The following is a 13,629-nucleotide window of genomic DNA, read 5'->3' as shown; positions in this document are numbered from 1 at the left end:
AGTGGGGAATTTGGCTTGAAGCGCAAGATGAGTTTATACTCTCTAGTCATGTTAACGCTGAGTGCCATCATTGGCTCGGGGTGGTTGTTTGGGGCCGGGATGGCCGCACAAATCGCTGGTCCAGCCGCAGTTTTATCATGGATCTTAGGGGCCGTTGTCATTGGCCTAATTGCAGTGAATTATATTGAATTGGGAACGATGTTTCCCACGAGTGGCGGGATGAGCCAGTACGCCGCCTTCTCCCACGGCCCCTTATTGGGGTTTGTGGCCGGGTGGTCGAATTGGTTGTCCCTCTTAACGATTATTCCGATCGAAGCGGTGGCGGCGGTCCAGTACATGAGCTCCTGGCCGTGGTCCTGGGCCAATTGGACGCGCGGGTTCTTGCGGGACGGCAACATCACCAATCAAGGATTAGTGATCGTCTTCCTGTTCATTCTGGCCTTTACCCTCCTGAACTTTTGGTCGGTAAAGCTGTTAACTCGATTTACGAGTTTTATTTCGATTTTTAAATTAGCCATTCCCACGTTGACCATCATCGTCTTGATCTGGACGGGTTTTGAGCCGCAAAACTTTGCGCACACCGCGGGCTTCATGCCGGCCGGGAGCGCATCGATCTTCTCCGCGACCACGGCCGCCGGCATCATCTTTTCCTACAACGCCTTTCAGACGACCATCAACATGGGTAATGAGATCGAGCACCCGGAGCGCAACATTCTTTGGGGCATCGTCATCGCCTTTGGAATCAGTACCGTGATCTACACGATGCTGCAGGTCGCCTTCATTGGGGCCGTGCCAGCGGGGATGCTGCAACATGGCTGGCGGGGCGTCAACTTCCAGTCGCCATTTGCCGACCTCGCCATCCTGTTGAACTTGGGCTGGCTGTCGACACTGTTGTATTTGGACGCCTTTGTGTCACCATTTGGCACCGGGGTCTCCTTTGTGGCGACGACGAGTCGGGCCCTGGCCGCCATGACCGGGACCAAGCACGTGCCGACAAAATTGGGGGAGATCAACCGGAAATACCAGACGCCGCGGCGCGCGATGATCGTCAATATGCTGCTCGGTGTCGTATTGGTCGCGGGCTTTCGTAATTGGAGCACGCTGTCCAACGTGATTTCGACGTCCACGCTGATCGCCTATCTGACCGGACCGGTCACGGTGACGGCGCTCCGCCAGCAGGGACCTAAGTTTGTCCGGCCATTTCGACTGCACGGGCTGAACTGGTGGGCACCGCTGGCCTACGTGCTGGCAAGCCTGGCCATCTACTGGGCCAAGTGGCCGACCACGATTGAGGTCTTCGGCGTGATTGCGCTGGGGCTGGTCTGCTACGTGTATTATGAGATCCGAAAACCAGCGGGGTGGCAGTCACTACGGGCGAGCCTCAAGGGCAGCCGGTGGTTGTTAGCCGAAATGGTCTGGCTGACCATCATGTCGCTGATGGGGAGCACGGAATTCGGTGGGCTGGGCACGATGCCTTATCCGCTGGACTTCGTGTTCGTGGCGGCCGGGAGCTTGGCCTGCTACTACCTGGGCGTGCACGACGCTTACTACAGCGAGTCGTTCCGCATCGCTGAGGAGTTGAATCAGCGAGTTAATGAGGACTAGTGGGATTGTGTTAGAATTGCCGCACTCCGGCTGCCAGGGATTCCGCCTGCTGTGGGGAACGCCTCCAGCCTGAGGTTCGGGCTTCCGGCTCGCCTCAAAGCCACGAAGATCACGTGTCTCCGAGGTCGTCCCACGATGTAAGCCGGGAAATAACCCCGACTAACATCGTCGTCACGGCTGGCTACATCCCTGGCCTCCTCCGGCTCTGACTGTGCTCTGTCATGGTAACTAGCGGAATTTTCGGCCTACAATGTCATGGTGTGATCGTTAAAGATCCATGTGGTCATTTGCCTAATTGACAGGAAAACACAGTGCAGGCCAAGAGGTCGTCAGACATGGGCTCAGGCGTGCCGGTTCAATCCATAGATGGCCGGTCGGTAAGGCGAAGAAGCTCATTTACACGACAATTAAAACGATACTAAAACAAGTCTCCCACCCATTAATTTGGCGGGGGACTTTTTCATAGGGGCAATTCGAAAGGACTCGTAACTGTCGCTGGGGATATGCTACGCTGAGGGCAGCTTACAGAGGAGGTTGGCAGGTTAAATAGATTTGACAACGCGTTGCTATGACCGTTGCGGTGGTTGGTCTAGCGTCAACGGGGATGACGGTGACCGCAGCGGCGAAGGCTCAGTATTCGGCACAACGGTCAAATTCAATCAGGTTAATCCGGCGGCGGTCGATGGGCCGACACGCGGTTCATGCGACGGGTAAAGGTGCTCGCTATTCGAAGCACTTGGGTTATGGCTACGGGGATTTGAGCACGCTGACCGCTTTTTCGTGCGGCCAGATTAATTGAGGGCCGAACCTTTACTATCAGCGACTGTGCTCACCGTTTATGTGGCCGAGAAATAGCGTTCTGACTAAACTAGGTGCAATGAGAGGAAGGCAATTAGAATGAAAAAAATTGTCAAAGGTATTATTGCCACGAGCGTTGGTTTAGGACTAGTTGGCGGCACGCTAACTGCTTCGGCGAGTTCACAATACTCCGCCAGTCGGTCTAACTCGGTGCGCTTAGTTTGGCGGCGGAGTATGGGCAAGCACGCATTGGTAGCGACTCAGGGCGCGCGCTATTCGGAACATCTAGGCATTCGGTATGACTACAATAGCAACACGCCAGATATGGTCTGGTATACGAATGCCCATGAAGAGTTGTACGACGTGGATTCCGGGAACTACTTGATTTATTACCATGTGAACAGTGCGGATGGCCAGCACGGTGGCTGGATTTGGCGAGGGTATTTGAATGATGCTAGTTCGACGCAGAAAGCGAAGACTAGTGTGCCGGTTGCAACGCCATCGACGAGTACGACTGGAACTAGCTCAACTACTACGAGTGATAACACAACACCAGCAACAGCAACAACTTCAGCGATGGATTGGACGCCGTATATCCCCAAATATGATTTGCAACCGGCAGATATTAATTTGATGAAACAATTCCCCAACACAGTTTATGATGAGGGCGTAGAGGATGCAGCAAATCAATTTTTAGGAAGAGATGCTCAGTATATTTTAGAAAGTAATAATGATAGTGAAGAACAGCAAAAATTCAGTACACTATTGACTGCTGATGGTGTAACTTTTAAAGACTTTCGAGTAATCACTTTCGTTGTTAAAGATCCAGATAGTAATGCAGAGGTAACACAGGCCTTGGCAAATGCAGGATATGATTTAGCAACGCGTCTTCAATATGATAAAGGCTGGCGCATTGGTGGTGGGATTGAGCCGATTGATTCATACAACGAGAAGGCTGTAGACGGTCAATCAATAGTGATTTTGGTTGAAGAGTAACTTATCAAGACTGATAATCTCAACTAAAATACAAGATGGAATTAGTCTTAAAATAAGTAATTAAGATATTTCCAACAGCGAATTTTAAACATGGGTTCTTTACAATTTGCGTATACTTTTTATTTAGTATGTGAAAAATTGTGAAAATCGTCCATTTTTAACTCCCCCTAAGCACGAAAGACCCAAGATAATTTCACCTCTCCCCAGAGATGAAATTGGCGGCTTGAAGCATGTATATAAACTGTTTCCTAATAACAACGGTTTGCTAAGATACTGTTGCTACCAAGTATGGTTCAGTGTATTAGCTGGTGATTGTCGATTAGAATGGTCGTTAAAGGTACCCCCCTAGTATTGAATAAGATAAACAACATTCAGCGAAAGTAACCTGATTGGTCACACCCTGATAGTCCATTGAGACTTGAAGGTGTGACCTTTTTTCGTGTCATTTCGTACAAAGGGGACGAAAAAATCGAGTTAGTAAGTAAATTAATTTAAGTTTTATTTGAGTTGATCTAACGAAAGGAATGATAGTGATGTTAGAAGAACGGGCTACGGAAGCATTTAAAAAGTACGAGCAGGAGCTTAAAAGACGTGCCAAGAGTTATTGCTATCGTGAGCAAATTGCTGGTTTGAATTGGCAAGATTACTATAGCGAATTCTTGATAACTTTTGTGAAGTTAACTCAAGAGTTCGAAGCAGATGGTCCTGAGTTTGAACGAGGCGGTTAGTCAATGAGTGTTAACCCCGATAGACGAATAATCCCGGTTTTGGATTGTTTGTCTATCGGGGTTAAGCGGAGTTGACTGCCTTTTGTCCCATGTTTCGGCGATATAAATTCGGAGACACCAAAAAGAGTCTGGGAGGTTTCCCAGACTCTTTCGTTTACAATTTGAGGTTACCGACGTAGCGTCCAGCGCCACTGCCCGTCCGTTTGGACAAAGCCAGCGGCAAGCAGAACGGCATCGTCCAGTCGAGTGGCATCTGGTAAGGTCAGTTTGGTCAACTGAAGTTCCTCACGCCCAAAGTTAACTAAGCGGTCAATGATTTCCTGTTGTTCGGCGGCGGGGAGGCGTTTCCCAGTCAAGCAGGCCTGCCCCTTATGCGCGATTAGATCAAGGTCAGTGAAGCCGCCCCAACCGATCAACTTGTGGGTGCGGCGCCGCTCGATGCCCCAAGTCAAGGCGGTGCGGCTCATGGTGTTACGCATGGTGGTGTTGACCCAGTCAGCCGTTTCACCGAGCTCCTGACTAGTCAGGTCGGCAACGTTTTTTAACTTGAAGCGGGTGAGCCAGTCGAAACGAAACGTGGGGGTTAAAAGGGGATGATACCCTTCGAAGCTAGACATGTGCGGTGATTCCTTTCTGAATCTGTTTAGCCCTATTGTACCGGTAAATGCCGCTGAACGCTAGTGACTTCCTCGGTGTTAATCGGTCAGCTGTGCTATACTTGAAAGTGATATTGGCAAGTTGAAAGGGGTAGCACACATGACGGAAGATTTTTATATTGGAACTTACACCAAGCGGATTAGTCGCGGCATCTACCGGGTCAGCGTGGACACCAAGGCACCGAAGTTAACGGATTGTGAATGGTTAGCATCAGCTGGGAGCCCAACCTACATCGCAAAGGCTGCGGCTAAGCGGTTGTATGTCATCAACAAGAAGGAAACTGACGGGGCTACGCACGGTGGATTGATCATCTACGATATGAGCGAAGACAAGCCACGGGCCATTCAACAGGTCTTGGCGACCGGTTCTTCACCAGCCTATGTCGCGGTTGACGAAGCGCGTCAATTGGTCTACACGGCCAACTACCACACCGCTGCGGTTCAGGTCTACGCCATCGCTGCTGACGGCACGTTGACGGAAACGGACGAAGTGATCGACCAAGATCCAGTTGGTCCAGCACCCGAACAAGCCGACGGTCCTCACCCCCATTTCGCTGACTTGACCCCCGATAACCGGTTAGTCGTTTGTGACTTGGGTTCGGATAGGGTTTATCTGTACGATGTCTCTGACGCTGGCAAATTGACGCCCGTCAGCCACGTTGATCTCCCAGCTGGCTACGGTCCACGGCACATCGTCTTTGACGCCAAGAAGGGTGTCGCTTACTTGGTCGGTGAATTAAGCAGTAACGTGGCCACGTTAGACTACGATGCCGCTGCCGGCAAGTTCACGGTGAAGTCGATCATCTCGACGATTCCTGACGACTGGACGGCGCACAACGGTTCCGCTGCCATTCGGATGAGCAGTGACGGTCGTTTCATCTACGTGTCCAACCGCGGCAACAACTCCATCACGGTCTTCGCGACCGCCGAAGATGGCACGTTGACCACGGTTCAACGGATCTCCACGGAAGGTGACTTCCCCCGTGATTTCAACTGGACTTCAGACCAGAGCTTACTCCTGGTCGTTAACCAAAACTCCGACAATGCTAGCCTGTTCCAACGCGACGCCCAGAGCGGGAAGTTGACCTTGGTTCAAAAAGACTTCATGGTTCCGGAAGGCGTTAGTGTTTTACCGGCATAAAGAATAGAGTGGGCTCAAGGGCGGTTAGCTGGTGAGCATTAACGGCGGTCGGCGAATAATCCCGGGTTTGGATTGTTTGCTGACCGGTGTTAAGCGGAGCCAGCTGCCCTTGAGCGCACGTTTCAACACCATAAAATCAAAAATAGCGTTTGGAAAGGCTGTGTGTAACCACAACCAGTCCAAACGCTATTTACGTGTCTAAAACATTTAAAAATAAGATTCCCCTAATGCTGATCATCCCGGTAGGCTATCCGAATGAGGTCAATAGCAAATGACGGCACGCTAATCAGCAAATAAAGTGCCGCCAGTCCGTTCACCAGCAACGTCCACCACACGTTGCCACCAACGAACCACGCAATAGCTTCCAGCGCGGCAATTGGCCAAAATAAGTAGGTGAGCACTCGGCACCATTTGGAGTAATGCTTGGTCACCTTGTTGTAGCCGAGCCAATGAAAAATGAACTCCCGGTTGATTTTCATGAGAACTTCCCCTTCCCCTAACGCTATCCAGTATAGCACAACGGGTGAACGATTTTGGGGCGTTGGGAATGGGGAAAATCAAGAGTGAGGTATTGCGCCTAAACATGTACTTACTGGTCTGAGACAATAAGCATTGCGGTGAGAATCCAAATTACAGAATTGCTAGAAATTCGGTCTAAAAGTTAGAAAGTCATCGTTATCTTAAGCTTTGAACTGGGAAAGCACAGTCTAAGCCGCAGTGCGACCATTTAGCAGGGATAGTGTTCTTTAAAGTAACCCGCCATCGTCTGTAAATGGTGTTCCAGACTGAGGCGTTTGACGACGCCCAGTCCGGGGAAATGTTGCGTCACGTGATAGTCGGCGAGGGCCAGGGCAGCCGGTGTCTGGACCGCCGCTGGTTGTGCTGGTAACCATGCCGCTAATTTGGCCACGGCTTGGAAAAACTTCTCCTTGGGATGGCGGTAGTCGTCGCGGTCGTCGGACACGAAGCGGTGAATCCGCAGTTGGTCGCCGGCAAAGTAGGTCAGGTGCAGGGTGACCGCGCGGGACGGATAGCCGTGCTCGCTGTAGTGGGCGCCGCCAATCGTATAATCGCTGACGCTGGTGTAGCCGTCCCAAGTGGCCGCTTGCCAGTCCTCACTGAAAAAGCCGTCCTCGATATCGGCGTAACTGCGGTCGTGTTCGGGAATCCAGGCGTGGTCGAACAGACTCCCCGTCGGCCGCGTGAGGAGTTGGCGAATCCGGGCTTCCGGCGGCACCAGCAAATAGGTCGGGTCCGCTAGCCAGCCAGCGTGCTTGGCGGCGACCAATTCGTCGTATTGCCGCGCCACCAGTAGCGTTTGCTGCGTTGGGGTGGCGTGCAGGTCGCTGGGAATCGTGGTCGGCGTCAAGATGTGACCGACAATGAGGTTGGGATTTTCGGCGTACGGTCGCCAATCGTAGAGCTTCTGCTGGGTCAGTGCGTAATCACTGACGGTCGGATTGGCGATGACGACCAGCGGCTGGTCATGTTCCACGAAGGCCGCCACGGTCTGGGGAAGCGCACGAATGTCGCGGACTGGCTCAATAATCGGGATAATATTTCGTGGCAAAACATGTTGTTGGGCAATGTTTTTCAGGGCTAGTAGGTCATATTGACGACCACGAAAGTAAGGAAAGTAAATCATGGGCGGCGCTCCTTGAGCTGGTCTTGGAGTTCGTGGCGTTCCAGGTTGAGCGCGTCGATTTCGCTCTGGAGGGCCGTGACCGCTGCGGATTGGGTGTCGTCGATGAATTGGTCGTAGAAATTAGCATCGGGATCGTAGACGTCATAGTGTTGGTGGCGTTTTTTCAATTCCTGATAGAGGTGTTCCGTGCTGTACTGTTTGAGGCCGGTCGCCATCTGCTTGGCCTTGCCGACTTCTCGAGCCTGTGAGGCGATGAAGCGGGTGGTCAGCTCCGATTCGGGCACCTGTAAGTCTTGCCGGCGGGGTGGGCGAGTAACGGTCAGATAGCCCGGTGTGGTGGGCGCCTCGGTTGCCGTGGCCAACATTTCCGGGTCAAATGGGCGGTAGATCAACACGCCAATGTGCGCGGGAATCTCGTCGGCGACCTCCTGATACAGCTTTAATGGTAGGACGAAGTAGTTGTAGTGGCCAACGAAGGAGAGCTTGGCCTTGGAGTGGAAGTCGCTCTTGGTGACCTTCAGCTCGTAACAGCGCCATTCGATGGACTTGTCCGCCAATTCCTGATAGCTGAGTGTGTCGACGATGCCGGCATCATCGGGCATGGTGACTTCCTCGACGGCAAAGGCCCCGGCTTCGCGGCAGTAGGCGTAGAGGGTGGCTTCCATGGCTAACGTTAATTTTGTCTTCATTGTGAGACCTCCTGATGCCAAAAGTTTTGAACGGCAATCGGCAACTGTTCCGGTCGGTAGAGACGGCGGAAATGCTGCCAGTGGCGGGGATAGAGCTGGGTGTAGCGCGGACTGGCGAAACGCTGGTCCATTAATAAAATGATGCCAACGTCGTGGGACCCACGGATCAACCGCCCGGCCGCCTGAAAGACGTTGTTTAAGCCGGGCAGTTGGTAGGCATACGCGAAGCCGTTGTGGGAATCCTGGTCGAAGTAGTCGCGAATCAGGTCGGTCTCGGGATTGATCCCGGGCAGACCAACGCTGACGATGCCGACACCAATCAAGCGGTCGGCCTTCAAGTCGATCCCTTCGGCGAAGATGCCACCGAGCAGGGCGAACCCCACTAAGGTCGTGTCCGGATCAGCTTTGAAATTAGCCAGAAACGCCGTCCGGTCTGCCTCGGCCATCTGGGCTTGCTGGCTGACGGTGTGGATGTGCGGATAGGCCATGGCGAAGGCCTGACTGACATCGAGCAGGTAGTGGTACGACGGCAGAAAAATCAGGTAGTTGCCGGTCTTGCCATCGACCAGCGTTTTAATGGCCAGGAGGATGTTGGCCAGGTTGGCGTCACGCTGTTTGTAGGTCGTTTGAATGTAGGTCGTGACCAGAATCTCTTGGTGTTGCGGTTCAAAGGGGGAGTCGAGGCGGTAGGCCAGACTGTCCTGATCGCCACCCAGCACCGTTTGGTAGTAGTCCATGGGGGAGAGGGTCGCGGAAAATAAGACGGCGCCGTGTCCGAGGGCCAGACTGTCGGCGAGAAAGGCGCTGGGGTCCAGGCAGAGTTCCTTTAGCGTGATGTTGCCGTCGTCAATCTCGAGGCGCATGCGGTAGGTATCATCATAGTAGTCGCCGATGCGCTGGTAGCTGATGGCGTCGAAGTAGTAGTCGAGAATGGCCTGGGTGAAGGGCGTCTGCGGCTGGTCGACCAACCAGTCGTGGATGGCTTCGACTAGGCGGCCGAGGTCGTGTTCGAAGTTCTCGGGTGGCATCAGAAAGGTGCTGTCGGTCCGACCGTCCGCGAGCAGTGGCGCGCAGATATCGTCAAAGGTCGCGCGCAGATCGGCCAGTCGGCGGTGTAATTTCTTGCTGGCTTGCGGCAGGTCGCGACTCATTTCAACCAGGTGGTCGAGCGGCTGACTGCTGATGGCCGCGGAGTACATGTCCCGCGAGCGACTGACCAGGTTGTGGGCTTCATCGATCAGGAAGAAGTTGTCTGGGTCCTCGGTCGCAAAGAAGCGTTGCAGGTGGACTTGTGGGTCGAACAGGTAGTTGTAATCGCCGATGATGACATCACAAAAGAGACTGGCATCGAGTTGAAATTCAAACGGATCCAGCGTGTGTTTGCGCGCATACTCTTCGATGACCGGCCGGGTGAGCTGGTCGTTATTTTGAATCAGATCCAGCAGCGCCGGTTTGAGCCGGTCGTAGTAGCCAAGCATGTACGGATTTTCTTCGGGTAACAGGTCGGCTTCTTCGGGAAAGGCAATCTTCGCCTTGGCGGTGAGCGTGATACTCTTCAATTTGAGCCCCTGACCGGCCATGAGCGTGATGGCCTCCTCGGCGACGCGCCGGGTGCTCTGCTTGGCGGTCAGGTAAAAGATGCGCTGAATGACGCCCTCACCAACGGCTTTAATGGTAGGAAAGAGGGTCGAAATGGTCTTCCCAGTCCCGGTCGGTGCCTCGGCGAAGAGCCGTTTGCTGGTGAGAATGGTCTTGTAGACGGCCACCGCTAGCTCCCGTTGACCCGGCCGGTAGTGGTCGAAGGGAAAGGTGAGCTGCTTGATGGTTGGGTCGCGGCGCTCACACAGGTCGGAGCGAAATTTGAGCCAGGTGACGTACTCGGTGATGACGGTGTTGAAGAAGTCCTGCGCCTCGGCCCGGGTGATGGTCTGGTCAGTCTGCGTGGTGGTCTCAGTGTTGGTCTGAAAGTAGGTCAACGTGAGGGTCACGGCATCGAGGTCGGCTTCCTTCTCCATTAATAGGTAGGCGTAAATTTTGACCTGCGCCCAGTACAGGGTCAGGGTGTTGTCGCTGAGTTGGTCGAAAACGGTCTCCGAAGTCTTGATCTCTTCAATGCTGGCGCCGTCCGCGGTCAGCGTGACCCCATCGGCGCGGCCGTGGAGCAGGTAGTCATTACCGTTTAACGTGAGGTCCTTGTCGAGATAGTATTCCTTCTGATAGTCGGCACCGCGTTGCTTCTGCAGGCGACGGTGAATCTGTGCGCCGAGCAGCGCCGTATTCTGGCTGCCGGATGTGCTGCTGAGGTCCCCGGTTCGTAAGGTGAACTCCACCAACTCCCGCACGCCTAATTTAATGGTCATCACTCGTCGCCTCACTTTCTATTTTATGTTGGGTTATGTTGTGCGTAAATGTCCGCACTGCAGCTGCCAGGGATTCCGCCTGCTGTGGGGACGCTTCGGACTGAGAAGCGGTCCTCTCGCTCGCTTTTAAGCTACGAAAATCACGTATCTTAAAAGTCGCCCGTGGTGTAAACTGGCAAAAATCACCAGTTAACACCACCTCCACGACTGGCTCCATCCCTGGCCGCCTCCGGCTATTGATTGTGTGCTGCTACAATAAATGTTGCGGTAGCGATGATGTCAATTATGTAATGGGGTGGTCCATGTCTTGTGGTAGGTAGTCAGGAGATGATACTATTTCTCGATTGCATAGATGGAGAAATAGCAGGTGAAACTAAAATCGGATGTTGCAGTCGAGGCTGGCGGACATGGAACCCCGTGTCGGTAGTCTTAGACCGAGTGGGGTTCTCGGCCTTAGACTACGGGCCGAGCTTTGAGACTCGGTTTGTGAGGCTCAAAGTCGCCCTGAAGACCGTTTCTCAGGCTTCAGGTCTGCCCCACGGGGTGGAATGTCTGCCAGCCGAAGACGAGGGGCAAAGTTCAATCTGGTTTGTTTCACACAACCGGTATCATACCATAGATTGGGCGAAGTTTGAACGCGCGTTCGGCTCGAATTATTTATTGTGATTTTTTTATAAAAGTCTTGGCACCAACTATGTAATCGCTTACAATAGAGCTAGAGGTGATCACGATGAAAACAATTGGCTTTCCTTTATATGAAGTAACGCCCCCAGTTGACGAAGCAGTCGCCCTGAAGCAAATCTGTTCACGCTACACGGGCACGGCAACCATCAAGGTTCGCGACGTCGAACTCAACCCGCAACTCCAACATGAAGTGGCCCAGCTATCAAAGTATGGCGGAAAATTCATTCAAGTGGTTGCGGATGGTCCGGACGAAGCGCAATTAGCAGCCGCGATTCATCAACAGTTGGCAAAGGATCAATTTTGCTATTAAAAGAGATTACGTTAGAGGGCTAGGCCGAGACCTAACTCTTTTTTAGTTGGTGGCGCTTGACGAGTGGCAGGGGATTCGCTAAGCTCAATTTAGATTGCGTGAAGGGAGTCACCACATTTGGACGAAGCAAAAATCACACGGCTATGTCAGATTGCCCCCAAGTACGGCCTGACGTTGGAACACGAGGGACTGGTTATTACTAAGGTCAACGGCAAGGCCACGAGCCTGGATACGACCAAGTACATGCCGGACCAATTTATCGACCTGTTGGCGCAGATCATTGCAACGAATATGAAGGCCGATTTGTGGCAGTGGCAGTAACGACAAGTGGGGGTCATTTTAACACAGCAAGTTATGTTGGCCCTCAGCTAAAAATACGAGAGAAAATTTCGGGTCACCGCGATGGCGATTGGAAATTTTCTCTCGTATTTATTTTGATTTTAATTAGATTGACGCTAGGCTTCTTCCCAACGGTCGAAGTCCTGCGCGTGGTTGGCCAGGTAGGCAATGGCTTCATTGCCCAACGTTTCGCTGGCGGCCGTGAAGTCGTGTTTTTGGTCATCCTCGTCGGCATCCGCTTCATCGCGTAAAAAGCCCGCGGCTAAGTCGAGATACTTGGTCCGGCGACCAACACCGTCGTCCTTAAATAATTGATCCAAGCCGGTCAAATCGGCCTTGGCTGCCGCTGCAACCTTCTGGGCCAAATCGGGTTGCTTCCCCAATTTTTCAGCTGCATAATCCATCAGAAAGTCATTCATATCAACGATAATAGCGTGCCGTTCAGCGCGTTCATTTTTATTTGCCACTTCTGGTCACCTCTCAATTCTAATTCTAGTCATTTACCGGGTAAGACGCAATTAATCCCCCATAGTTGTTGGAACAATCGTGTTTGGGGGTTAATTATCAGAAATATCAAAAATAAATCAGAAATCCGGCAACATTTACCGAAAATTTACACGAATGCGACGAAGAATATATATTCATCGCTTAGAATCAAGGTTGTAAGTTAAGGGGAGGCACCACGAAGATGCTTAGCTTACGAAGTGGTGGTTCTACTATACTTAAAAAAAGACATGGAGTGACAGAGATGAATAAGGGATCAAAGTTAGCAATGGGGATTGTAGCAATTAGTTTACTATTAGTGGGTTGTGGCAAGGCCACGAGCTCATCCAGTAGCAAGGGCAGTAGCAGCGAAGCACTATCCGGCAAGGTGACAGCGGTTGGCTCAACTGCCTTACAACCATTGGCAGCAAAGGCCGGCGCCAACTTCACCGCTAAGAACAGCAAGGTGACTCTGACGGTTCAAGGTGGCGGTTCCGGGACTGGGTTGAGCCAAGTTCAAGCCGGTGCCGTTTCTATCGGGGACTCTGACATTTTCGCTGAAGAAAAAGACGGAATCAAGGCTGACAAATTAACGGACCACAAGGTTGCCGTTGTGGGGATGGCCCCAGTTGTCAACAAGGATACCGGTATCAAGAACCTGAAGATGGCGCAATTGAAGCAAATCTTTACGGGTAAGATCACTAACTGGAAAGAAGTCGGTGGTAAGGACCAAAAGATCGTCATCATCAACCGGGCCCAAGGTAGTGGGACTCGAGCAACGTTTGAAAACGCCGTTCTTAAGGGCACGGACGCTGTGAAGTCTCAAGAACAAGATTCTAACGGTGCCGTTCAAAAGATCGTTGGCTCAACGCCAGGTGCTGTCAGTTACTTAGCCTTCTCCTACTTCACGAACAAGTTACAAGCCGTTTCCATTGATGGTGTTACACCAACGGACAACAACGTTGAAACCAACAAGTGGAAGATCTGGTCTTACGAACACATGTACACTAAGGGCACGCCTGACAAGGCCACGACTGCCTTCCTGAAGTACATGGACTCCAAGACGGTTCAAGATAGCTTGGTTAAGGACATGGGTTACATCAGTATTCACGACATGAAAGTATCCAAGGATGCTAAGGGTGCCGTTACGCAAAACTAATTTTTAAAAGCAGTTGTTTGTCACATGGGTGGAGGT

General features: G+C 52.2%; 13 protein-coding genes. 7 read left to right on the top strand and 6 right to left on the bottom strand.

All coding sequences use genetic code 11. The annotated features are described in order from the left end of the window. Positions 1-15: 15 nt before the first annotated feature. From JUF10_RS04545 to JUF10_RS04535, 3 genes are all read left to right on the top strand, one after another. Positions 16-1,605 carry an APC family permease gene (locus tag JUF10_RS04545; protein WP_373301274.1) on the top strand — a complete coding sequence of 530 codons (1,590 nt, stop codon included), beginning with the start codon at positions 16-18 and terminating at the stop codon, positions 1,603-1,605. Between the two features lie 897 nt (positions 1,606-2,502). After that, positions 2,503-3,399 (top strand): hypothetical protein, encoded by an 897-nt coding sequence (locus tag JUF10_RS14080; protein ID WP_236008155.1) that lies wholly within the window; start codon positions 2,503-2,505, stop codon positions 3,397-3,399. A gap of 533 nt (positions 3,400-3,932) precedes the next feature. After that, a complete protein-coding gene (locus JUF10_RS04535; RefSeq protein ID WP_203641050.1) occupies positions 3,933-4,127 on the top strand; it encodes a hypothetical protein in 195 nt (64 codons plus the stop codon). A 167-nt stretch (positions 4,128-4,294) separates the two neighbouring features. On the opposite strand, the gene JUF10_RS04530 is transcribed toward JUF10_RS04535, so the two are convergent. Further along, positions 4,295-4,744 carry a GNAT family N-acetyltransferase gene (locus tag JUF10_RS04530; RefSeq protein ID WP_203641049.1) on the bottom strand — a complete coding sequence of 150 codons (450 nt, stop codon included), beginning with the start codon at positions 4,742-4,744 and terminating at the stop codon, positions 4,295-4,297. A 139-nt stretch (positions 4,745-4,883) separates the two neighbouring features. Here JUF10_RS04530 and JUF10_RS04525 point away from each other — a divergent pair, with 139 nt between their 5' ends. Next, on the top strand, positions 4,884-5,924 hold the full coding sequence (locus JUF10_RS04525) for a lactonase family protein (protein ID WP_203641048.1): 1,041 nt from the start codon (positions 4,884-4,886) through the stop codon (positions 5,922-5,924). Between the two features lie 224 nt (positions 5,925-6,148). Here JUF10_RS04525 and JUF10_RS04520 read toward each other — a convergent pair whose 3' ends face one another. From JUF10_RS04520 to JUF10_RS04505, 4 genes are all read right to left on the bottom strand, one after another. Further along, entirely contained in the window at positions 6,149-6,403 is a 255-nt protein-coding gene (locus JUF10_RS04520; RefSeq protein WP_203641047.1) for a hypothetical protein, read from the bottom strand. A 248-nt stretch (positions 6,404-6,651) separates the two neighbouring features. Next, positions 6,652-7,569 carry a sce7725 family protein gene (locus JUF10_RS04515; RefSeq protein ID WP_203641046.1) on the bottom strand — a complete coding sequence of 306 codons (918 nt, stop codon included), beginning with the start codon at positions 7,567-7,569 and terminating at the stop codon, positions 6,652-6,654. Then, complete coding sequence (locus tag JUF10_RS04510) at positions 7,566-8,258, bottom strand: hypothetical protein (protein ID WP_203641045.1); 693 nt, start codon at positions 8,256-8,258, stop codon at positions 7,566-7,568. The genes JUF10_RS04515 and JUF10_RS04510 overlap by 4 nt, the downstream gene beginning before the upstream one ends. Next, on the bottom strand, positions 8,255-10,618 hold the full coding sequence (locus JUF10_RS04505; RefSeq protein ID WP_203641044.1) for an ATP-dependent DNA helicase: 2,364 nt from the start codon (positions 10,616-10,618) through the stop codon (positions 8,255-8,257). Before JUF10_RS04505 ends, JUF10_RS04510 begins: the two co-directional genes overlap by 4 nt. Before the next feature lie 730 nt (positions 10,619-11,348). On the opposite strand from JUF10_RS04505, the gene JUF10_RS04500 reads away from it, so the two are divergent. Next, entirely contained in the window at positions 11,349-11,612 is a 264-nt protein-coding gene (locus JUF10_RS04500; protein WP_203641043.1) for a PTS sugar transporter, read from the top strand. A gap of 117 nt (positions 11,613-11,729) precedes the next feature. After that, complete coding sequence (locus JUF10_RS04495; protein ID WP_203641042.1) at positions 11,730-11,933, top strand: hypothetical protein; 204 nt, start codon at positions 11,730-11,732, stop codon at positions 11,931-11,933. A 134-nt stretch (positions 11,934-12,067) separates the two neighbouring features. Here the strand turns inward: JUF10_RS04495 and JUF10_RS04490 are convergent, their stop codons facing one another. Then, positions 12,068-12,418: a hypothetical protein gene (locus JUF10_RS04490; protein ID WP_203641041.1), complete on the bottom strand. Its 351-nt coding sequence runs from the start codon at positions 12,416-12,418 to the stop codon at positions 12,068-12,070. A 281-nt stretch (positions 12,419-12,699) separates the two neighbouring features. Between JUF10_RS04490 and JUF10_RS04485 the strand changes: the two genes are divergently transcribed. Continuing rightward, positions 12,700-13,593 (top strand): phosphate ABC transporter substrate-binding protein PstS family protein, encoded by an 894-nt coding sequence (locus JUF10_RS04485; protein ID WP_203641040.1) that lies wholly within the window; start codon positions 12,700-12,702, stop codon positions 13,591-13,593. Positions 13,594-13,629 lie beyond the last annotated feature (36 nt).

The sequence above is a fragment of the Levilactobacillus andaensis genome (genome assembly GCF_016861695.1).
GTDB lineage: Bacteria > Bacillota > Bacilli > Lactobacillales > Lactobacillaceae > Levilactobacillus > Levilactobacillus andaensis.
This window is presented reverse-complemented; position numbering and strand designations above follow the sequence as displayed.

Excerpts from the sequence above, each read along its gene's own strand:
- JUF10_RS14080 (WP_236008155.1), top strand. The coding sequence starts at position 2,503 with ATGAAAAAAATTGTCAAAGGTATTATTGCCACGAGCGTTGGTTTAGGA.
- JUF10_RS04535 (WP_203641050.1), top strand. The coding sequence starts at position 3,933 with ATGTTAGAAGAACGGGCTACGGAAGCATTTAAAAAGTACGAGCAGGAG.
- JUF10_RS04530 (WP_203641049.1), bottom strand. The coding sequence starts at position 4,744 with ATGTCTAGCTTCGAAGGGTATCATCCCCTTTTAACCCCCACGTTTCGT.
- JUF10_RS04525 (WP_203641048.1), top strand. The coding sequence starts at position 4,884 with ATGACGGAAGATTTTTATATTGGAACTTACACCAAGCGGATTAGTCGC.
- JUF10_RS04520 (WP_203641047.1), bottom strand. The coding sequence starts at position 6,403 with ATGAAAATCAACCGGGAGTTCATTTTTCATTGGCTCGGCTACAACAAG.
- JUF10_RS04515 (WP_203641046.1), bottom strand. The coding sequence starts at position 7,569 with ATGATTTACTTTCCTTACTTTCGTGGTCGTCAATATGACCTACTAGCC.
- JUF10_RS04510 (WP_203641045.1), bottom strand. The coding sequence starts at position 8,258 with ATGAAGACAAAATTAACGTTAGCCATGGAAGCCACCCTCTACGCCTAC.
- JUF10_RS04505 (WP_203641044.1), bottom strand. The coding sequence starts at position 10,618 with ATGACCATTAAATTAGGCGTGCGGGAGTTGGTGGAGTTCACCTTACGA.
- JUF10_RS04500 (WP_203641043.1), top strand. The coding sequence starts at position 11,349 with ATGAAAACAATTGGCTTTCCTTTATATGAAGTAACGCCCCCAGTTGAC.
- JUF10_RS04485 (WP_203641040.1), top strand. The coding sequence starts at position 12,700 with ATGAATAAGGGATCAAAGTTAGCAATGGGGATTGTAGCAATTAGTTTA.